This window comes from Sorangium sp. So ce375, assembly GCF_051473855.1.
In the GTDB taxonomy this organism is placed as follows: domain Bacteria; phylum Myxococcota_A; class Polyangia; order Polyangiales; family Polyangiaceae; genus Sorangium.
This window is the reverse complement of the sequence record NZ_CP150335.1, coordinates 5,585,923-5,605,438: the sequence shown is the minus strand read 5'-3', so window position 1 is coordinate 5,605,438 and position 19,516 is coordinate 5,585,923. Positions and strand designations below refer to the sequence as shown.

Annotated in this window: 16 protein-coding genes; 7 read left to right on the top strand and 9 right to left on the bottom strand. The window is 70.2% G+C overall.

From position 1 onward, the window contains the following. Positions 1–134: 134 nt before the first annotated feature. Positions 135–1,742 carry a carboxylesterase/lipase family protein gene (locus WME90_RS20805; RefSeq protein WP_437282903.1) on the top strand — a complete coding sequence of 536 codons (1,608 nt, stop codon included), beginning with the start codon at positions 135–137 and terminating at the stop codon, positions 1,740–1,742. A 230-nt stretch (positions 1,743–1,972) separates the two neighbouring features. On the opposite strand, the gene WME90_RS20800 is transcribed toward WME90_RS20805, so the two are convergent. Continuing rightward, positions 1,973–2,923 carry a LysR family transcriptional regulator gene (locus WME90_RS20800; protein ID WP_437282902.1) on the bottom strand — a complete coding sequence of 317 codons (951 nt, stop codon included), beginning with the start codon at positions 2,921–2,923 and terminating at the stop codon, positions 1,973–1,975. A gap of 168 nt (positions 2,924–3,091) precedes the next feature. Here WME90_RS20800 and WME90_RS20795 point away from each other — a divergent pair, with 168 nt between their 5' ends. Continuing rightward, positions 3,092–4,045 carry a zinc-binding dehydrogenase gene (locus tag WME90_RS20795; protein WP_437282901.1) on the top strand — a complete coding sequence of 318 codons (954 nt, stop codon included), beginning with the start codon at positions 3,092–3,094 and terminating at the stop codon, positions 4,043–4,045. Between the two features lie 94 nt (positions 4,046–4,139). Here the strand turns inward: WME90_RS20795 and WME90_RS20790 are convergent, their stop codons facing one another. Both WME90_RS20790 and WME90_RS20785 read right to left on the bottom strand, forming a co-directional pair. Then, the gene (locus WME90_RS20790; protein ID WP_437282900.1) at positions 4,140–4,928 is read right to left on the bottom strand and encodes a helix-turn-helix domain-containing protein; all 789 of its coding nucleotides are present in this window, start codon (positions 4,926–4,928) and stop codon (positions 4,140–4,142) included. A 74-nt stretch (positions 4,929–5,002) separates the two neighbouring features. Next, on the bottom strand, positions 5,003–6,019 hold the full coding sequence (locus WME90_RS20785) for an aldo/keto reductase (protein WP_437282899.1): 1,017 nt from the start codon (positions 6,017–6,019) through the stop codon (positions 5,003–5,005). A 279-nt stretch (positions 6,020–6,298) separates the two neighbouring features. Here WME90_RS20785 and WME90_RS20780 point away from each other — a divergent pair, with 279 nt between their 5' ends. Then, complete coding sequence (locus tag WME90_RS20780) at positions 6,299–7,057, top strand: SDR family oxidoreductase (protein ID WP_437282898.1); 759 nt, start codon at positions 6,299–6,301, stop codon at positions 7,055–7,057. A gap of 59 nt (positions 7,058–7,116) precedes the next feature. Here the strand turns inward: WME90_RS20780 and WME90_RS20775 are convergent, their stop codons facing one another. After that, positions 7,117–7,767 (bottom strand): glutathione S-transferase family protein, encoded by a 651-nt coding sequence (locus WME90_RS20775; protein WP_437283632.1) that lies wholly within the window; start codon positions 7,765–7,767, stop codon positions 7,117–7,119. Positions 7,768–7,887: 120 nt separating this feature from the next. Between WME90_RS20775 and WME90_RS20770 the strand changes: the two genes are divergently transcribed. Further along, positions 7,888–8,799, top strand: coding sequence for an AraC family transcriptional regulator (locus WME90_RS20770; protein WP_437282897.1), 912 nt, complete (start codon positions 7,888–7,890; stop codon positions 8,797–8,799). Here WME90_RS20770 and WME90_RS20765 read toward each other — a convergent pair. Beyond that, entirely contained in the window at positions 8,768–9,574 is an 807-nt protein-coding gene (locus WME90_RS20765; protein WP_437282896.1) for a DeoR/GlpR family DNA-binding transcription regulator, read from the bottom strand. The two genes, WME90_RS20770 and WME90_RS20765, sit on opposite strands and share 32 nt — an antisense overlap. 184 nt (positions 9,575–9,758) lie before the next feature. Here WME90_RS20765 and WME90_RS20760 point away from each other — a divergent pair, with 184 nt between their 5' ends. Then, positions 9,759–10,976 (top strand): MFS transporter, encoded by a 1,218-nt coding sequence (locus WME90_RS20760; protein WP_437282895.1) that lies wholly within the window; start codon positions 9,759–9,761, stop codon positions 10,974–10,976. 64 nt (positions 10,977–11,040) lie between these two features. Here WME90_RS20760 and WME90_RS20755 read toward each other — a convergent pair whose 3' ends face one another. The 4 genes from WME90_RS20755 to WME90_RS20740 form a co-directional block, all read right to left on the bottom strand. Continuing rightward, positions 11,041–11,667, bottom strand: a complete 627-nt coding sequence (locus WME90_RS20755; RefSeq protein ID WP_437282894.1) for a class I SAM-dependent methyltransferase — start codon at positions 11,665–11,667, stop codon at positions 11,041–11,043. A 19-nt stretch (positions 11,668–11,686) separates the two neighbouring features. Continuing rightward, positions 11,687–12,424, bottom strand: coding sequence for a dienelactone hydrolase family protein (locus tag WME90_RS20750; RefSeq protein ID WP_437282893.1), 738 nt, complete (start codon positions 12,422–12,424; stop codon positions 11,687–11,689). 101 nt (positions 12,425–12,525) lie between these two features. After that, positions 12,526–13,359 carry an alpha/beta fold hydrolase gene (locus WME90_RS20745; protein ID WP_437282892.1) on the bottom strand — a complete coding sequence of 278 codons (834 nt, stop codon included), beginning with the start codon at positions 13,357–13,359 and terminating at the stop codon, positions 12,526–12,528. An 87-nt stretch (positions 13,360–13,446) separates the two neighbouring features. Further along, entirely contained in the window at positions 13,447–15,768 is a 2,322-nt protein-coding gene (locus WME90_RS20740) for a response regulator (RefSeq protein WP_437282891.1), read from the bottom strand. 888 nt (positions 15,769–16,656) lie between these two features. Here WME90_RS20740 and WME90_RS20735 point away from each other — a divergent pair. Both WME90_RS20735 and WME90_RS20730 read left to right on the top strand, forming a co-directional pair. After that, positions 16,657–17,556 (top strand): S-adenosylmethionine decarboxylase, encoded by a 900-nt coding sequence (locus WME90_RS20735; protein ID WP_437282890.1) that lies wholly within the window; start codon positions 16,657–16,659, stop codon positions 17,554–17,556. Between the two features lie 445 nt (positions 17,557–18,001). After that, a complete protein-coding gene (locus tag WME90_RS20730) occupies positions 18,002–19,471 on the top strand; it encodes a serine/threonine-protein kinase (protein ID WP_437282889.1) in 1,470 nt (489 codons plus the stop codon). The last annotated feature ends 45 nt before the right edge of the window (positions 19,472–19,516 follow it).

Below are 19,516 nucleotides of genomic sequence, written 5' to 3'. Positions count from 1 at the left end.
CATCACGCGCTCACAGACGTCTCGATGAGGCTCGACCGCGACACCGCCCTTATTACGGGAGGAAGCAGCGGCATCGGCCTCTAGCTCGCGTGCTCGCGCGGTGCGCAGAATTTGCAATCCAGGACGGAGCGACAATGAAGAACAAGCCACTGCTGGCTGCGATCGCGCTCGCCAGCCTCCACTGCCATTCGGAGAGCCTCGACGTCGGCGACGTCATCGAGCTGGAAACCGGAGCCATTCGCGGCGCCCGCGACGACACGGGCGTGCTGTCATTCAAGGGCGTCCCTTACGCCGCGCCGCCGATCGGCGACCGGCGCTGGCGCGCGCCGCAGCCGGTCGCAGCGTGGTCCGGCGTGCGCGACGCCACGCAGTTCGGCGCGCGCTGCCTGTCGGCGTGGGAGGATGATCCCACCCCGGCGCCGCCGCAGAGTGAAGACTGCCTCACGGTCAACGTGTGGACCGCAGCCGCGCGCGAGGACGACGCGCTGCCGGTGATGGTCTGGATACACGGCGGTGGCTTCCAGTTCGGGACCTCGGCGGACCCGAGCACCGACGGCACGCGGCTCGCGCAGCGAGGCGTGGTGGTCGTCAGCTTCAATTACCGCGTCGGCGTGCTCGGCTTCCTGGCGCACCCCGAGCTCGACCGAGAAGGGCCATCTGGGAACTACGGCCTCCAGGACCAGCTGGCAGCGCTCCGCTGGGTCAAGACCCACATCGCGAAGTTCGGCGGAGATCCGGGCAATGTGACGGTGTTCGGCGAGTCGGCCGGCGCCCACGCGATCGGCATCCTCTTGGCGTCCCCGCTCGCGGCCGGATTGATGGACCGGGCGATCGGGCAGAGCGGGGCGTTCTGGGACAGCGAGCATGGTTCGCTCGCGACGCTCGACGAGGCCCACGCCCGCGGCGTGGCGTTTGCGAAGCGCCTCGGCGCGGACTCGATCACCGCGTTGCGCGCAATACCCGCCGAGGCCCTGAACGCGCAGGCGACCTGGAACTTCACCCAGGATCCGGGCATCACCGCGTTCGGCCCACACGTCGACGGCCATGTCGTGCTCGAGGTGCCGGCGGCTCGCTACCTTCGCGGTGAACAGCTCCGCATCCCGCTTCTGGCCGGATGGAACGACGTCGAGGACTTGCCGTTCCGGTCGCGCGCGCTGCCGCACGGGACGGCGCAGGAGCTCCGCGACGCCGCGCAGCGGACGTTTGGAGCGGATCGGCTGCCGGAGTTCCTTGTCCACTATCCGGCCGACTCCGACGCTCAGGCGCAGCAATCCGCAGCGTGGCTGATCGGCGACCTCGACATCAGTCAACAGACCTGGGAATGGCTGGAGCTCCAGCGCGCGAGTGGAGCGCCCGTGTTCGGATACGAGTTCACTTTCACGTCGCCGTACGTGCCGATCGCCTCGCACCTGGTGGACGTCCCGTTCGTGTTCGGCACGATGACGCCGCAGCTCATCGTCGGCGGCGATGCCCCTCCCGGCGACGCCGACCGCGCGCTGTCGGACACGATCATGGGATACTGGGTGAACTTCGCGACCCGCGGTGATCCCAACGGCCCGGGCCTGCCCCCCTGGCCTGCCTACGGGGATCAGGGTGCGCTGCAGCAGCTGGGCGCTCGTGTGGAGGCGAGTCCATCGCCGCGAGCGGCGCGTTTCCGCTTCCTCAGCAGCTTCCGCCACGAGGGCGTGCTGCCGGCTGCCTGGCGCGTGCTGCCGCAGGAGGTCTCGTCGTCGCCGGAGTGATGCGCTGCGCTCCGGCACGCGCGCTGTCTCGAAGCCGCCCGGCGACGAATGGCGCGGAATGAGGGAAAGAGCTAAACCGCAAGGACGCAAGGGGCGCAAGGGACCAGAGACGAGATATTTTCTTGCCTTCCCTTGCGCCCTTGCGGTTTCTCTTCCCTTCTGTTGATTTCCTCGAGACCGCATGCGCTCGATCATGCCGAATGGCCGGATGATCTACGCCTCGCTCGGCGTCACGCTCTGACGGACGACGGCTCGGCCGCGCCGCGCACCGCATCGCGGAACCACTGCTGCGCCGGATCGCGATGGTGGCGCTCGTGCCAGTACATGCGCACCTCGAAGCCGGGGAGCTTCACCGGCGGATCGACCACGCGCAAGGGGAGGATCTCCGCGAAGGCCTCGGCCACGCGCGCGCCGACGGTGACGACCAGGTCGGAGCCGGCGACCACGTGCGGCGCGAGGAGGAAGTGCGGCACCGCCAGCGCCACGCGACGGCGCTTCCCGAGCTGCGCCAGCGTCTCGTCGACGACGCCGCCGGGCGTGCCGCGCGGGGCGATGAAGACGTGGCGCATCGACGTCCAGGAGGCGAGGTCGATGCCCTTCTTCACCAGCGGGTGCCCCTTGCGCACGAGGCAGACGAAGCGCTCGCGGTAGAGCGGGCGTGATCGGATGCCAGCGGCGAGCTCGCCGCTGCGCGTCGGGACCACCACCACGTCGGCGTCGCCGCGGGCGAGCTGCTCCTCGAAGGAGGCGTCGACCGCGCGGAGCCAGAGATCGACGTTCGGCGCCTCGCGCTCGAGGCGCTCGAGGAGCTTCGGCGCGAGGACGAAGGAGCCGTAGTCGGCGGAGGCGATGCTGAAGCTGCGGGCGGCGCTCGCGGCCACGAACGGCTCCTCGGCGCGGAAGCAGCGATCGAGAGCGCGCATCGCCTCGCGGACCGGCTCCGCCAGCTCCTGGGCGCGCGCCGTCGGGGCGAGGCCGCGCGAGGTGCGGACGAAGAGCGGATCGCCGAAGAGGCGCCGGAGCCGGCTGAGCGCGTGGCTCGTCGCCGACTGGGTGAGGCCGAGCCGCTTGCCCGCGCGCGTGAGGTGCCGCTCGTCGAGGAGCGCGCTGAGCACCCGCACGAGGTTGAGATCGACCGTCGCCACATCATGAACGGCAGGCATGACGAGTATGTCTAGCATGCAGTGGATCGATGCGCCGAGCGAGCGCATCTTCTCCGTGTCGACGGCGCGTTCGCCGTGAAGAACAAGGAGCACGCACATGGACTGCGTCATCGCGGGGGTTCGGGGAACACGGGCTCGGTCGTCGCCGGCGCGGCGCGACCGCAATCATCGCTTGGAGGTTTCAGGATGAAGGCCGCAGTCGTAAATGCGCTTGGTGTCCCGCCGTCCTACGGCGATTTCCGTGAGCCGGAGCCCGGCGACGGTGAGACCGTGGTGAACGTACGTGCCGCTCCGCTGAGTCCCATCGTCAAAGGCCTGGCCTCGGGCAGGCACTATGCGAGCGGAAAGAGCGGCGGCTTCGTCCCAGGCGTCGATGGCGTCGGCACAGACCCTGCGGGGAGGCGTGTCTACTTCCTGTTCCCAAAGGCGCCCTTCGGCTCGATGGCCGAGAAGGCGCTCGCCGTGGACAGCATGATCGTGCCGGTACCCGAAATGTTGTCCGATGAGCAGGCCGCGGCGATCGCGACCGCGGGGCTCGCCTCCTGGATTGCGCTGTCACGTCGGGCGCGCCTCCAAAAGGGCGACACGGTGCTCGTGAACGGCGCGACGGGCGCGGCAGGTGGCATGGCAATTCAAACAGCCCGCTACTTCGGAGCGAGCAAAGTGATCGCTGTCGGTCGTAACAAGGTGAAGCTCGACCGACTCGACGCCGATGTGAAAATTGCCTTTGACGATGACGCGGATCGGCTATTGCGGGAGCAATTTGATCAAGGCGTCAACGTCGTGCTCGACTTCGTGTGGGGCGAGCCGGCTGTCCGCGTCCTCAGGGCAGCGACGAAGGACCGAGGGGCCAGGGCAGGCGAGCCACGCCTGCGCTTTGTTCAGCTGGGTACCGTGGCTGGTGACGAGATCCCGATCCGAGGCGACATGCTGCGCAGCACCGGGCTCGAGCTCATCGGTAGCGGGATCGGAAGCGTTCCCATGAAAGAACTTCTGGCCGGCGCCGGCGAGCTGTTGGTAGCGGCCCCGGCGGCCGGCTTTCGTGCACCGTTCAAGAGCTTGCCGCTCAGCGCTGTGACCGATGCGTGGAACGAGGAGCCGGATGTGCGGTGCCTTCTCCTGCCGAACGTAAAGGCCTAAGGTCGATCATCAGCCTGCATGCAAGGAGCACTCCGATAGGCATCGACGGTGCGGTCGTGCTGGCTGCGGTGGCGATGAAGATCGTCGTGCCGAGCTACCTGGCAGGCAAGGAAAAATCCGACGTGATCCGCTTCGGTTGTGTCATTGGGCCGCCCGCGCGTTTGAAGAACGCGCCCGGTGTGAGCCCGACGAGCTGACGGAAGTCGGCGATGAGGTGCGCTTGATCATAATAGCCCGCGTCTGCGGCGATGCGTGCCCAGTCGCACGAGGTCGCTGCCAGTCGCACCGCGCGTTGGAGGCGGACGGTCCGCGCGAACTCCTTCGGACCGACGCCTACGTTCTCGGTGAAAGCGCGGCGAAGATGCCGCGCCGTGACGCCGAGCCGGTCGGCGACGCTCTCCACACGGACCTCACCCCCTTCGAGCAAGCGAACCGCGCGACGAGCGAGCTGCCCCGATGCCGTCTCGACGGGTTGGCCGCCACGAAGGGCGACCGCCCGGGTGAAGCGGTCCATCACGTCCGCGCGGCTCCTCGCGGCGAGCAGCTCACCGCAGAGCTCGCGCCCCACACGGCCCCACACGTCCTCGAGCGGAACGACCCGGTCCGTGAGCTCGCTCGCTGCCACGCCGAGCAGCGGAACCGACCAGCCTGGCTTGAACCGAAGGGTGACCGTCCGCGCGAGGCCGGCCGTGCTCTTGAATACCGCGCGCGTTCGGGGGCCCGCAGCCCAGATGTCTCCCGTGCGCCCGCCCTCGAACACTCGAAAAAAGAGGCCCGTTCTGCCGTCGGGGAGCCACTCGACGTCGACCGCCTGGCCCGGGGGTGGCGCGACCGCGCGGACATCCTCGATAAAGCGCGGGAGCGGGAGGGTGGGGAGATCCATCGCTGCGGCCACGTTCGTTACTCTACGCCTCCCGTGCGGCCGTTCAAGCGGGCGCGGGTGCCCGCCTCGATCGGCTACCGCTCGCTGTCGAGGGCCTTCATGTGCTGGGCCGGGTAGCGCGCGCCGCCGATCGCGTCCGCTGGCACGATGCTCTCGAGCGCCGCGACGTCGCTCGCCGACAGCGGCTTGTCGAGGGCCACGAGGGCATCGTCGAGCTGCGCTCGCGTGCGGGCCCCGATGATCGGCACCAGCGTGGGCTGCTTCGCCAGCACCCACGCGAGCGCGACCTGAGCCGGCGTCATCCCGCGCTCGCCGGCGAAGGCGTGGAGCTTCTCGACGACGCTCGCATTCTTTGCCCCTTGCTCGCCTGCGAAGCGTGGCATGTGCTGTCGGAAGTCCCCGTTTCCCGAAGGCTTGCTGCCGGTGAGCAGCCCCCGCGAAAAGACCCCGTAGAGCGTCGCGCTCATCCCGAGCTCTGCGAGGGCAGGGAAGATGGACGCCTCGGGCCCGCGCGTCGCGATCGCGTACTCGATCTGCAGGTCCACGATCGGGTGCGCCTTGCTCGCACGCCGGATCGTCTCGACCCCCACCTCGGACAGCCCGATGTGCCGCACGAAGCCGGCCTTGATGAGGTCGGCGATGGCCCCGATGGTGTCCTCGATGGGCACCTGCGGGTCGAGACGCGCGGGGCGGTACACATCGATGACCTCTACGCCCAGCCGTTGCAGGCTGTAGGCGGCGAAGTTCTTCACGGCCGCTGGCCGAGCGTCGATGCCCAGCGCGGCGCCGTCCGGGCCGCGCATCGCGCCGAACTTCACCGAGAGCTGGACCTTGTCGCGAACCCCCTCGAGCGCGCGCCGGATGAGGAGCTCGTTGTGCCCGTTGCCGTAGAAGTCTCCGGTGTCGATCAGGGTGATCCCTCGCTCGATCGCGCGGCGGACCGTCGCCACGCTCTCGGCGTCTTCGGCCGGGCCGTAGGCGCCGGACATCGCCATGCAGCCGAGGCCGACGGGAAAGACGCCGGGCCCGGTCTTGCCCAGCGGCGTCGATCGGAGGGGGGAGCGGATCATCGTGGGTTCGAGGTGGGCCATGGGGTGTTCATGCCACGCGCCCGCGACCTCCGATTGGAGAAACCGGACATTCGACGATCCGGGCAGACGACAACCATGTCGTGCACCGGCTCGCGCACGGCGAGTCGCTCATGACGAAGCGCTTCGCGGCGCCGCGCGCGTCCACCGTGGCCGTCCAAGGCAAGGCGAGTTGAGGGACCGATCAAAATGTCCGGTCCTTCCAATCGGAGGGCGGCGGCGAGAGGTACGAAGGCGGCGGACGTACGCTGTATCCAGCCAACCACCGTCAGGAGCGAAACCATGCAAGACAAGCGCGTCGCCTTGGTCACAGGGGCCAATCAGGGGATCGGCCTCCAGATCGCAAAGGAGCTCGCCGAGAAGAACTTCACTGTTCTGGTCGGTTCGCGCAACTTTGAGCGCGGAGAGGAGGCGGCCAAGACGATCGACGGAGACGCCCGCGCGCTCCAGCTCGACGTGACGGATCGGGCTTCGATCGCGGCTGCAGCGAAGCGCATCCGCGAGGAGCTTGGCCGCCTCGACGTGCTCGTCAACAACGCGGCCATCGCGCACACGGGACGGCGGCCGGGCGTGACCGTCGAGGAGCACGCCAAGTCGACCCGCGCGAGCAACGTGTCCCTCGATGAGCTGCGCGCGGTGTTCGAGACCAACGTGTTCGGCGTCATCGCTGTTTTTCAGGCGATGCTGCCGCTCCTGCGCGAGGCGCCGGCGGCCCGCATCGTCAACGTGTCGAGCGGCGTGGGCTCACTGACGATGACCGCGGACCCGACCTCCCCCTGGCGCTCGATCTTCGGCCCCGTCTACCCTGCATCCAAGACGGCGCTCAACGCGATGACGCTCGCCATGGCCATCGAGCTGGAGTCGACCGGGATCAAGGTCAACGCCGCCTCCCCGGGCTTCACCAAGACGAACCTCAACAACTATGCGGGCACGGAGACTGTCGAGGAGGGCGCCCGCGAGGCGGTGCGCCTTGCGCTGCTCGGCCCGGACGGCCCGACGGGTACGTTCTCGCACGCAAAGTTCGGACGGCTCCCGTGGTGACGGCGTCTCTTGGGGGCGCGTATCTAGGTTACGGGTCGCACGACGGATAGCCCTCTTGGTCATGGAGTGGCCCCCAGAAGCGGCGTCATGTCCGGATCCGCCTTCTGCATCGCGCGCTGGTACGCGGGGCGCGCGCCGATCCGCTGCAGGTAAGCCAGGATGTTCGTCCACGGCGAGAGATCGTACGGCTTGAACAGCCGCATGGTGGTCAGCGAGAACACCGTCATGACGTCCGCCGCCGTCAGCTCCGGACCGGCGAGATAAGGCACCTCACCCAGGCGCTTCTCCACCGTGGAGAAGACCAGGGTGAGCTGCTCCTTCGCCGCCTGCAGCACCGCATTCTTCTCGGACGGATCGACGCGCTCCAGAGACCTCACCCGCAAGACGGCCGGCTGCAAGGTCCCGTTGGCGAAGTGGAACCAGTAGAGATAGTCGGCGAACCCGGGCTCGCCGCTCTTCACGGCGAGCCGTCCCTTTCCATAGGTCGCGATTATATATTCGACGATCGCCCCGGATTCGCCGAGCACCAGCTGCCCGTCGGTGATGATCGGCGCCGTCCCCATCGGGTGCAGCGCCTTGTATTCCGGCGGCGCCAGCCTGGTGTCCTTTCGGCGCTCATACCGCTTCAGCTCAAACTCGAGCCCGAGCTCCTCGCAGAGCCAGACAATCCGCTCCGATTGGGAACGCCCGAGGTGATGCACGGTCAGCATGTTGCTCGTCATGCGCTCAATGTACGATCGCGCGTCGCGAGGTGCTTGCCGGTAGCTCTTTGCTTCTTGCTCGATCCTCTCGCCGGCGACAAGAAAGGGTGATGGTGCTACGTTCGCCGCATGCGCCTCGCGGATCTCGCCGAGCTCGCTGCGCGCCAGCTCCCTCGCCCGGATGGCCACGCTAGCCAGTACGTGCGACCGCTGAAGAACCTCGGCATCCTCCGGCACCACCGGCCGACGTCGTTCGAAGCCGCGGTCTACGAGCCGGTGATGGGCCTTGTCCTCCAGGGGAGAAAAGAGACGGTGCTAGGCGCCGATTCGTTTCCGATGAGCGTTGGCGAGTGTCTGCTCATCAGCCACGATCTTCCGGTGATCGCGCGCGTCACCAAAGCCCCGTACCTCGTGCTGCTCTTCGACGTCGAGCTGGATACGCTGCGCGACCTGTACGAGGCGATGGTCGACTCGCCTCCCTCCGCCGCGCAGCCTCGCTCGCTCGCGGTCCACACCTGCGATGCCCAGCTCGTCGACGCGCTCCATCGTTATCTCGCGCTCGCGGGTGCGCGGACGGACGCAGCGGTGCTCGGTCCGCTCGTCTCGCGCGAGATCCACTACCGGCTCGCGACGGCGCCGTTCGGCGGCATGTTGCGCGACCTGATCCGTCATGACAGCCACGCCAGCGCGATCGCGCGCGCGATAGCACAGCTGCGGCGTGACTTCCGGTCGCCCGTCGAGATCCCCGAGCTCGCGCGCAGCGTCGGGATGAGCGCGTCTTCGTTTCACAAGCACTTCAAGGTGATCACGGCGTCGTCACCGCTCCAGTATCGAAAGGGCCTGCAGCTCCTCGAGGCCCGCCGCCTGCTCCGCGCCGGCACGATCTCGGTTTCCGAGGCGGCGTTCGACGTCGGCTATGAGAGCGCCGCGCAGTTCAGCCGCGATTACACGCGCAAGTTCGGCGCGTCGCCGAAGCACGACATCCCGGCAGAACCTCCGACCCGCGGCGCTAGGCCGGCTCCGCCTCGAGGTCCTGCGTGACGGTGATGCCCGCGGCCCGATAGGGAGCGAGCGCCTCCTTCGACACGCCACGCTCGGTGAAGAGCCACGTGAGCTCGCTCAGCGGCGCGACGACGTACGGCGACACGGTGCCCAGCTTGTCCGCGGTGACGAGCGCGACCACGTCGGCCGAGGCCTCCACCATCGCCCGCTTCACGTACGACTCGTCCAGGTCCAGCGTGGTGACGCCGAACGTCGGATCGAGCGTACACACCCCCAGGTAGCAGAGGTCCGCCCGGATCTGGCGCACCCCCGCGATGGTCACCCCGTCGGCGGCGGCCAGCGGATCCTTGCGCACGCGCCCGCCCAGCAGGACCACCTCCACGCGCGGATGCTCCGAGAGCGCGATGGCGACAGGAGGGCTGTTTGTCACGACCGTCGCCTCGAGATCGCGCGGGAGGTGGCGCGCGACGGCCACGTTGGTCGTCCCGCTGTCGATGAACACGACCTGACCCCGCTTGACCAAGGTCGCCGCGGCCCGCGCGAGCTCTTCCTTGGCCTTCGGCTGCTGCCGCTCGCGCGCAGGGAAGCTCGGGCTCACCCGCGAGAGCGGCAGGCCGCCGCCGTGGACCCGCTGCAAGAGGCCCTCGTTCGCCATCTCGCGCAGGTCGCGCCGGATCGTGTCCTCCGAGACCCCGAAGGCACGGCTCAGCTCGGCCGCGACCACCTTCCCGTCGCGTTCCAGTGTTGCGAGAATTTGCTGTCGCCGCTCGGCCACCATCAGGCCGGAGATGTCTGCGTTGTTTTGCACGTTCATTCCTGTTTGTGCACGAAGATGCTTGCTCCGGCCCCGTCCGGCCCCATGATCTTTCCTTGATGTTCACGAAAATGCACGAACGTTCCGGGGAGCCTCCACCGTTTCGTGCCGTCCTCCGGACGGCCTTCCCTGGGCCGCGGCTGTGCGCCAGCGGCTCGCCTGCTCCTGCGCGGGGGGTGCCGTGATGGGCGCCCCTCTCTCGCCCATCGACGACGTCGCGCGCGCCCGGCGCGCCGTCTCGGTCATGTTCGTGGCGAACGGCATCGCCTTCGCGTCCTGGGCCGCGCGCGTCCCCGCGGTCCGCGAGCGGCTCGCGCTGAGCGACGGCTTGCTCGGCCTCGCCCTCCTCGGCATCGCCTGCGGCGCGATGCTCGCCTTCCGCGCCGCCGGGCCGCTCGTCGCCCGCTTCGGGAGCCGGCGCGTCACGCGCGTCTCGGCCGTGCTCCTGTGCGCGGCGCTGCCGCTGCCCGCGCTCGCGCCCTCCTTCGCCGCGCTCGTCGCGGCCCTCCTGCTGCTCGGCGTGTGCAACGGCCTCATGGACGTCGCGATGAACGCGCAGGCCGTCGAGGTCGAGCGGCGCGCTGGCCGGCCCATCCTCGCCTCGGTCCACGGCATGTTCAGCCTCGGCGGGCTGATCGGGGCGGCCCTTGGCGCGCTCGCGGCCGACAGGGCGCTGTCGCCCGCGGCGCACCTCCTCGCCGTCGCCGCCGTGCTCGCCGCGGCCGTCGCGCGCGAGGGCAGGGCGCTCTCGGCCGATGCGCGCCCCGAGCCCTCGACCGCGGCCGCCCCTGGGATGGCGCGCTCGACCGGGCTCCTCCTGCTCGGCCTCATCGCGTTCTGCTCGTCCGTGGGCGAGGGCGCGATGGCCAACTGGTCGGCCGTCTACCTCCGCGACACGCTCCACACCACAGGGGCCTTCGCGGCGACCGGCTACGCCGCGTTCTCGCTGGCGATGCTCGTCGGGCGGTTCTCCGGGGACGGGCTGACGCAGCGCTTTGGCGCCGATCGGGTCGTGCGCGCGGCCGGGGTCGTGGTCGCAGGCGGGCTCGGCGCGGCGCTGCTCGCCAACGCCCCCATCGCCCTGCTGCTGGGGTTCGGGTGCGTGGGCGCCGGCCTGTCCGTCGTGGTCCCGCTGGTCTTCCGCGCCGGGGCGAGCGCCCCCGGCGTCGCGCCCGGCAAGGCGCTGGCGACGCTCGCCACCCTGTCGTACGGCGGCTTTCTCGTCGGCCCTCCGGCCATCGGCCTGATCTCCGATCAGCTCACGTTGCGCGGCGGCCTCGTCCTCGTCGTGGCGCTGGCTCTCGTGATCGTCGCCTTGGCCCCGGCGGTCGCCCGCGGGCCCGCGCCCCGCGCCTCCGCCGCACGCACGCCCGTGCGCGCGCAGGCGATCAGGGCGCACTGACCGCGGGCACCGGCGCGTCTCCGCCCGCTCGGGGCGATCTCCTGCGAGCTGCTCCCGCCGAGGGTCAGCGCTTGCGCCACACCGTCGCCAGCCACGGCTGCTGCTCGCGCGGCTTGCCCGCCGGTCGATAGTAGTGCTCGATCTCCTCGAACCCGGCCGTGGTCACGAGCTCCCGCCACCGATCGAGCGACCAGTAACAGCCGTACCGGTCGCCCGACCACCCCTCCCGATCGTCGCCGCGCGGGTTCGAGCTGAACAGGACGCCGCGCGGGCGGAGCGCGGCGTGGAGCTCGCGGAGCACGCGCGGCAGCTCCTTGCTCGGGACGTGGAACAGCGACGCGTTGGCGAATATCCCGTCGAAGCGCTCGGCCTCGAGATGGAGGCCCAGGAAGTCCTGGTGGAGCACCTCGCAGCCCGCGTGCCGCCGCGCCATCTCGACGAACCGCGCCGACCCGTCGAGGCCGACCGGGAGGTGCCCCTCGGCGCGGAACGCCGCGAGATCGCGCCCGGGGCCACAGCCGAGATCGAGGATCGTGAACGGGCCTGCCCCCTCCAGGGCTGCGAGCAGCGCGGCGCGGTTCTGCGAGACGTCGTGATCGCGCGTGCCCTCCCAGAACGACAGGGCGTGATCGTCGTAGTGGGCCAGGGTCCTCGTGGTGAGCTCGGATCGCCGGGAGGTGTCGTCGTGCATGGCGCCAGTGTGGGCCAGGTTAGCCCAGGTTCTCGCGGAAAAAAGCGAGAAGACGCTCCCAGTGGCGCTCCGACGCAGCCTGGTCGTAGACCGGCAGATCGTTCACCGCGAACCCGTGCGAGGCGCCCGCGTAGAGCTCGATCGCATGCGGGACCCCCGCTTCGGTGCAGGCCGCTTCGAGGCGCGCGGTCACCTCCGGCGTGTGTCGACGATCGGTTTCAGCGACGCCGACGTAAACCGGCGTCCGAGCCCGCTGCGCGATCACCTCTGGGCTCCCCGGGGCGGTCACGAACCCCGCGCCATGAAACGAAGCAGCCGCCCCGATCCGCTCGGGATAGTGAACCGAAGCCAGGATGGAGAAACCGCCTCCCAGGCAGTAGCCGGTACAGCCGATCTTCGGTCCTCGCACGAGCGGCTGCTGGGCGAGGAAATCGAGGAAGGCCGCCGTGTCGCGGAGGACTTCGGCGTCGGTGAGACCGTCGACGAGCCTCATGAGCCGGTCGCGCTCGGCGCCGCCGGCGAACACGACCTTGGCGTCGAACGGCGCGAACGCCCCCGCACGGTAAAAGAGGTTCGGCAGGAACACGTAGTACCCGTGCGACGCCAGCCGATCGGCCATTGCGAACAGGGCCTCTCTCAACCCCACTGCGTCCATGTAAAAGAGCACGGCCGGGAAGGGGCCCGGCCCCGGCGGATGCGAGATATACGTGTCCGCGACGCCATCGTGGGTGCGAATATCGATTTTCGTGCCGTTCATGCGTGCCTCCGTCAGCAAGCGTCCACGACGACGGGGTACCCCGCCCCCGCATCCCGCGAGCTACGATAACGCAAATCTCGTGAGAGGACGCGAGCGCTCCGTCAGGCGGCGTCGAGCCATGCCTCGAGCTCGGCGGCGAACGCCGCCGGCGCGTCGAGCATCAGCCAGTGGCTTGTCTCCGGCAGCACGACCGCCGTGAGCGCGGGCCTCAGCGCGTGCAGGCTCTGCGGCCATGCGTTCGAGGGCGCGAGGATGGCGTGGGCCCGGGCGCCCGGCGCGGCGAGGTAGCGGTCCAGCGCGTTCACCGCCTCGAACTCCAGCAAATGCCGGGACATGCCGAGCATCTGGTCGTGCGGCGTGGCGGCGGCGCGCGCCAGCACCGTCTGCCGGGTCGCGGGCGTGCTGCCCGCGAGCGCCTCGCTGAAGGTGGCAACGGCGGTGTCACGCCAGCCGTCCGCCGCGAGGGCGGCGAGGTAGGGCGGGAAGTGCTGCGCCTGGACCTCCGCCGGGATCTGCGTGAAATCCCGGGGCGGGTCCGCGAGCAGGAGGCGCGCGACCCGCTCCGGATGAGCGGCCGCGGCGGCGAGCGCCACGAGCGCGCCGTAGCTGTGGCCGACGAGCGCCACGCGGGGGAGCGCCAAGGCGCCGAGGACCGCGAGCACGTCGGCCGCGCACGCGGAGGGAGCGTAGTCCGCGTCGGGCGGGGGCTCCGACGCGCCGTGCCCCCGGAGGTCGATGGCGACGGCGCGGCGCCGGCCAGCGGTGTGCGCGAGCGCCGCCTCCCAGAAGCCGGCGTGGCCGACCATCCCGTGCACGAGCACGACCGGCAGCGCCTCGCGCGAGGAGCCGGCGCCCGCGTCGGGGTGAGGGCTGGCGGCTGGATGATCGACGATGTGGAGCGCGCCCGCAGGGCCCGCGACGGTCAGGGAAGGCATGGGCGTCTGCTACCTCGATGTGGGGGGCCGCGTGAAGGGGCCGTGTTGCGCTGCGAGGGCGGAGGGTAGGCGATGCGCCGTGAGCCGCTAGGCCTCCGCGCGGTGCAGCTTCTGAACGAACGCCGCGAGCCCCGGCGGCGACGACGTGAAGTGGATGCGCACCACGTCCTCGGCGCGCGCGTCGAGCTCGATCACCTTCGCGTGCAGCTCGCCGCCGAGCTGCTCGGCGAGCGCGCTGGATGGGTGGATATGCAGGTTCGTGAAGGGCGCTGGGCGGGGGTGCAGCCGCAGCACGGCGCCGAAGGGGGAGAGCCCGAGGATGAAGGCGGACTGCGGCTCGCCCTCCACCCGCTTGCCCGCGAGGCGCGCGCACACGACCGGCAGCGGCGACGACAGCGAGAGGATCTCGACCCGCCGCTCGGGCAGGTAGAGCCGCTCGGGGTTGTCGAGGCCCAGGACCTCGTGGACCAGCACGCGGTTCGAGAACCCCTTGACGGCCAGCGCGTGGCTCTGGCCGAGCAGGAGGCCCGCGCCGGCGGCGCGGCGCGTGGTGTCCGCGATGAGGATCTGGCGGCCCACCGTGCACGACTCGATGCGGGACGTCAGGTTGACCTGGGCGCCGACCACGCCGTACTTCGTGCGCGCCTCCGAGCCGATGTTGCCGACGACGACCGGGCCGGTGTTGAGCGCGATGCCCATCTGCAGCGTCGGCAGGCCCTCCGCGCTGTTCTTCTCGTTCACCGCGTCCATCGCGATCTGCATCTCCAGCGCGCAGGCGACCGCGCGGCGGGTGTCGTCGCCGGCCGGGAACGGCGCGCCGAAGAGCGCGAGGATCGCGTCGCCGATGAACTCGATGATCGTGCCGCCTCGCGCGACGATGATGCGCGCCATCTCGCCGAGGTAGCCGTTCAGGAGCCGCATGACGATGTCGGGCGGCATGTTCTCCGTCATCGTCGTGAAGCTGCGGAGGTCCGTCATCATGATGGTCACCTCGCGCTCCTCGCCGCCGAGGAGCTGGGCCTCGGGCGAGGAGAGCAGGCGGTTCACCACGTCGTCGCTCAGGTAGCGGCCGAACGTCTTGCGGATGAACTCGCTCTTGACCGACAGCTCCGCCGCGAGCTGCGAGAGCTGCTCGCGCGAGCGCTTCAGCGTGAGCTGCGTGTCGAGCCGCCCGAGCAGGATGTCGAAGTCGATGGGCTTCGTCACGTGGTCGTTGGCGCCGAGCTTGAGCGACTCGACGACGTCCTCGCTCGCGCCGCGCGTGGTCACCATGATCACGGGGAGCTCGGCCTGCGACCGGCTCTGGCGCAGGGCGGAGAGCACGCCGAGACCGCTGATCCCGGGCATGTTCACGTCGAGCAGCACGGCGTCGAAGCGCTCGCGCGCGGCCAGCCCGAGCGCGCGCGGCCCGTCCTCGGCGGAGGCGGTGCGGTAGCCGTTGTTCTGCAGCACCCGGCAGAGGACGTCGCGGTTGCCCCGGCTGTCGTCGACCACGAGGATGGTGCCGCGCCCGCTGCCCTCGATCTCCGCGTGGATCGCGGGCTCCTCGTGCGGGGAGGGGACGCTGACCTTCACGCTCGAGGGCGCGTCCTCGTCGCCGTTCTCCATCGCCTGCACGATGCCGAGCAGCTTGCGCGACGCGAGCTCGATGTTGCGGATGTCCTCGATGTGCTGCGGCGCGACCTTGCCCTGCAGCGACGCCACGAGCAGGCGCGTGTAGCCGAGGATCTGGTTGATCGGCGTGTACGGATCGTGGCCGCCGCCGTGCGGCTCGTGGAGCCGCTGCGGCTCGCGCCCCGCGGAGGGACGGGCCGACGGCGCGGGCTGGTTCACGGACGGCGCGTTGGGCGCCGTGCGCCTGCCCGGCGATGACGCCGGCGCGTGGCCGCGGCCGGGGTCGTCGTGGCGCGACGCCTCCGGGACGCGCGAGCTCGGCGGCTCGGGCGGCTGGGTCGCGGGCGCGGGAGCTCCCTCGGACGGGTCCCACCGGTCGAACGGATCCTGCAAGGGCTGGCCGCCGCTGCGCGCCGCGGCCGCGGGCGCGGCGTTCGGCCGGTCTCGCCAGCCGCGCGCGTCCTGCGACGGATAGCTGCCGTGCGCAGCGAGCGGGACGCTCGGCCGGTCTCGCCGCACGCGCGGGTCGCCCGGGAAATGGCTGCCGCGCGCCGGGGGCGGGGCGTGCTGCTGAGGGGGCGGGAGGGTGCTGCCGCCGCGGTTCGATGCGGGCGCCGGCGGCATGCCGGTGCTGCTGCTGGCGCTGCTGCGCGTCGGGGGCGGCGCCGACGGCAGGCTGCTGCTGCTGCTGGCGCTGCTGCGCGACGCGAGCGTCTCCGGCGGGTTCCCTCGCGACGGCACGGGGCTGACCGTTGCCTTTTTGTGCGCGTCCTTGTCGGAGGGGGATCGGCTCATGGTTCCGGCGATTCTACGCCTCCGCGCGTCGGGGCAACCATGGATGACACCCGCGCTTCATTTTTTATCGCACCCCTACGCATCAGCCTCGCCGGGTGGATTTCCTCTGCCGGCGTACGTGCGAGCTCTGTGAGCGTCCAGGCCGTCCTAACCAGGTGAACTCTTTCAGTGAGCCGGCATCCAGCGGGCGAGAGGGGGTCAATCCTCCTCCAGGGGACAACCCCCGTGTCGCGGCGCGTGATCCGCGGAGGCGCGAGGGGGGACGCCGGGGCGCGGCGCAGGCGGCGCGCCAAGGCGGCTCGGAGCGCCCCGCGCGTGTCGCGCTGGACAGGCCCGCCCTCCGACGTCGGACGATGTCGAGCGCCCAAGGTGCCTCACCCCGTCCTCGCGACTCCCGCGCTGGCCCTCGACACGCGCGGCGCCCAAAGCGCTGCGTGGAGGGTGGTTGTGGAGGCCAAATGAAAGACTTTTTTTGAAGTCAAGAGTCGATGAGCCTCCCACGCGCCGCGCCGGCGGCCGCTGCGCGCCGGACGAGCGCAGCGCCGGCGAGCCGCGGGCGGGCCCGAGGGGCTGCGTTCGTCCACGCCGCGCGTCGCGGATCCTGATCCGTGGCGCCCGCGCGGCGCTGCGGCGGCGGGCGAGCGCTGTGCTGAGGGCGCGCGCCGTGCCGGCGGGCTCATCTGACGCGCCGAGGTGAGCCGATGGATGAAGATGCAGCGGATCGCGAGCCATCGCCGCACGAAAGGCACGCTTGTGCCCGGGTTCCCCACCTGATCATCGGATGGCGCACATGAATGACGCGAGGAGGGAAGGCAGCTCGCCAAATTTCTCCGAACGCCCCTGCTCCGCGTGGAGTAGCATCGCTCAACTCGTCGACGAAGGGGCAACATGCATAAGGCACGCAAGAACCTTACCCATTTCACGATGGATGGCTTCCACGGCTTCCGGAGCCGTTTCGATGACGTGAAGCTGGCGCAAGAGCTCCTGGAGGAGATACCCGGGGTGCTCCGGCTGAAGCCGGTGATGCCTCCGTTCATGCTCCCGTACTACAACGGCGTCGTGGCCGAGGACTGCGGCATCAGCGCCTTCGTGCTGCTGCTCGGCGGCCACCTCACCATCCACACCTTCAGCTTCCGCGAGTGTTTCTTCGCCGATCTGGTGTACCCGGGGACGTTCGATCCCCAGCGAGTCCAGATGATGCTCCAGACGACGCTCCCGTGCCGGAGCGTGTTCACGCAGACGGTCGATCGCGGCGAAGGGGGAGATCTCCAGGCGCGCAGGGGGCACGAGATCGTGAGCCCCGAGGCCGACTTCGGCCCCCACCTCTTCCTGCAGTTCAGCCCGTACCGCGGCCCCACGTCGCTCGACACCCTCTTCGACATCTTCGATCACCTGCCCGCGAAGATCGGGATGACGCCGATCATGCGCCCCATCGTGGTGAAGACCGCGACGCGCGATGGGGCGCCGGTGATCAGCGCGATGGTGATGATCGCGGAGTCGCACATCACGCTGCACATCTTCCCTGACAGCGATGAGGCGTTCTTCGACCTCTTCAGCTGCAAGTTCTTCGACGTGGATCCGGTCGTGAGCGTGCTGGCGGAGCAGTTCGGCGGCAACGTGACCGAGAAGGTGCTCGTCCCTCGCGGCCAGCGCTATCTGCAGCTCAGGACCGAGCGCCCGCACGTGATGGGCCACGTGAACCAGTGGCTCGCGTCGGCGCACCCCGGCGTCTACTCGCGGCTGCCGACCGACGGCGGCCCGCTCGGGCCGAAGCCCTCGAAGGGCTGAGCTTCAACTCCAACCATTCGTCGTCCTCGCTCGCGACGGCGGGCCCTCTCGACCAGCTGGAGACCAGCTGGATGCCAACTGATGATAGCGGCGCTCCTCAGCGCTCATGCGCCGACATCGGCGCAGGGGCGATGTCCGTCCGTGCCGCCATATCGCACCTCGGTGCTCGATGACCCCTGCGTTCCTTTGGGGATGTACGCGACCCGATGGGCTCGATGTGCGTAATGTGTGCAATGTGCGCGATGTGCGCGATGTGCGCAATGTGTGCAATGTGCGCAGACTCGCGACTCGCGACGTGAGACTCGCACGTGACGGAGAGCACTTTGTTTCCCTTGCAGAGGCAATCAAGGCGGCGTAGTGATCTAGTTACGCCATTCGGGCGAGTTTCCCGCCGGAGCTGACGGACCCACCGGCCCGGGCTTGTGCGAGAAGGAGTAGCAGAGGTATGCCCCTGCACACCGGACAGATGGTGACGCCTTCGCTGAGGCTCGTGCGCATCCTCCGGCGCGGCGGGATGGGGAGCATCTGGGTCGCCGATCGCCTTCCGCTGAAGGCTCAGGTGGCCGTGAAGTTCATGTCGCCCGAGTACGCGGACGACCCTGGCTACGTGGAGCGGTTCCGGCGAGAAGCGGTCGCCGCGGCGCAGATCACGAGCCCCCATGTCGCGCAGGTCATCGATCACGGGTTGACGGCGGAGGGCATGCCGTACATCGCGATGGAGCTCCTTCGCGGGGAGGACCTGAGGGCCCGTATCAGCCGCCAGGGCCGGCTGCCGCTCGGCGAGGTGGCCCGCATCGTGGCGCAGGCGGCCAAGGCGCTCGGACAGGCGCACCGTCTCGGCATCGTCCACCGCGACATCAAGCCCGACAACCTGTTCCTGGCCGAGGTGGATGGGGAGACCTTCGTCAAGGTGCTCGACTTCGGTATCGCCAGGCGGGTCCGGGACCTTCGGGTCACGTCGACGGGGAACGTCGTCGGGACGCCGCTCTACATGAGCCCGGAGCAGCTCGTCAGCCCGAGGGACCTCGATTTTCGCGCGGATCTGTGGTCGCTCGGCGTCGTCGCCTACCACGCGATCACGGGGCGGACCCCGTTCGCCGGAGAGACGCTCGCGGCGCTCACGCTGGCCGTGCACAGGGGGAGGTTCACGCCGCCCAGCGCGCACCGGGCCGACGCGCCGACCGCCGTCGACGAGTGGATGGCGAGGGCCCTGCAGCAGGACCCGAGCGCGCGCTTCGGGTCGGCGAAGGAGATGGCCGACGCGCTCGAACGGGCGCTGTCGTCGCGCAAGTGGGGCACCGAGACGCCGGCTCCGGCGGCCCGGGACGCGGGCGTGGCGAGCGCGGTCGAGGCGCCGCCCGTGAGCTCGCAGGACGGCGTGGTCACCCGGCGCAACCCTGTCCAGACATCCCCGTCGATACCGGTCGTGGAGGCGGATCTCTGCGAGGACGACAACGCCGATGGCACGACGGCGGTCCTGGGCACGACCGCGCGCCGCAAGAAGCGCAGGGCGCCATCCGCGCGGTTCGCGGCCGTCGCCGCGATCGGCGCCGCGCTGGCCTGCGCCAGCCTGTTCTTCGGCGTCCGCCTCGCCGCGCCCGCAGCCGACAGCGCCGAGCTCGCCGCCGTTGCCCCCCGCGGCGCCCTGGCGGCCACGACCGAGGCGACGCTCCTCGCCAGCGTCGTCGAGGCGCCCCGGCCGCTGCTCGCGCCGGAGCTCCAGGAGCCGGTCCAGGCCGGTGCGGCGCGGCCCGAGAGCGAGCCCGCCAGCGAGGCCTCGCGGCCGACCTCGAAGAAGAAGCCCTCCGCGCGCCCCGCGCGATCCCCCGGGCGGATCAAGACCACGCCGTCCAGCGTGCGGCACACCCGACGCATCAAGCCTTTTCCCCGCAACGACATCGCGATGCACCGGTAGCGCTGCCAGCGCTGCTCATCGCGATGCACGGGGTGCGCTCCCGGC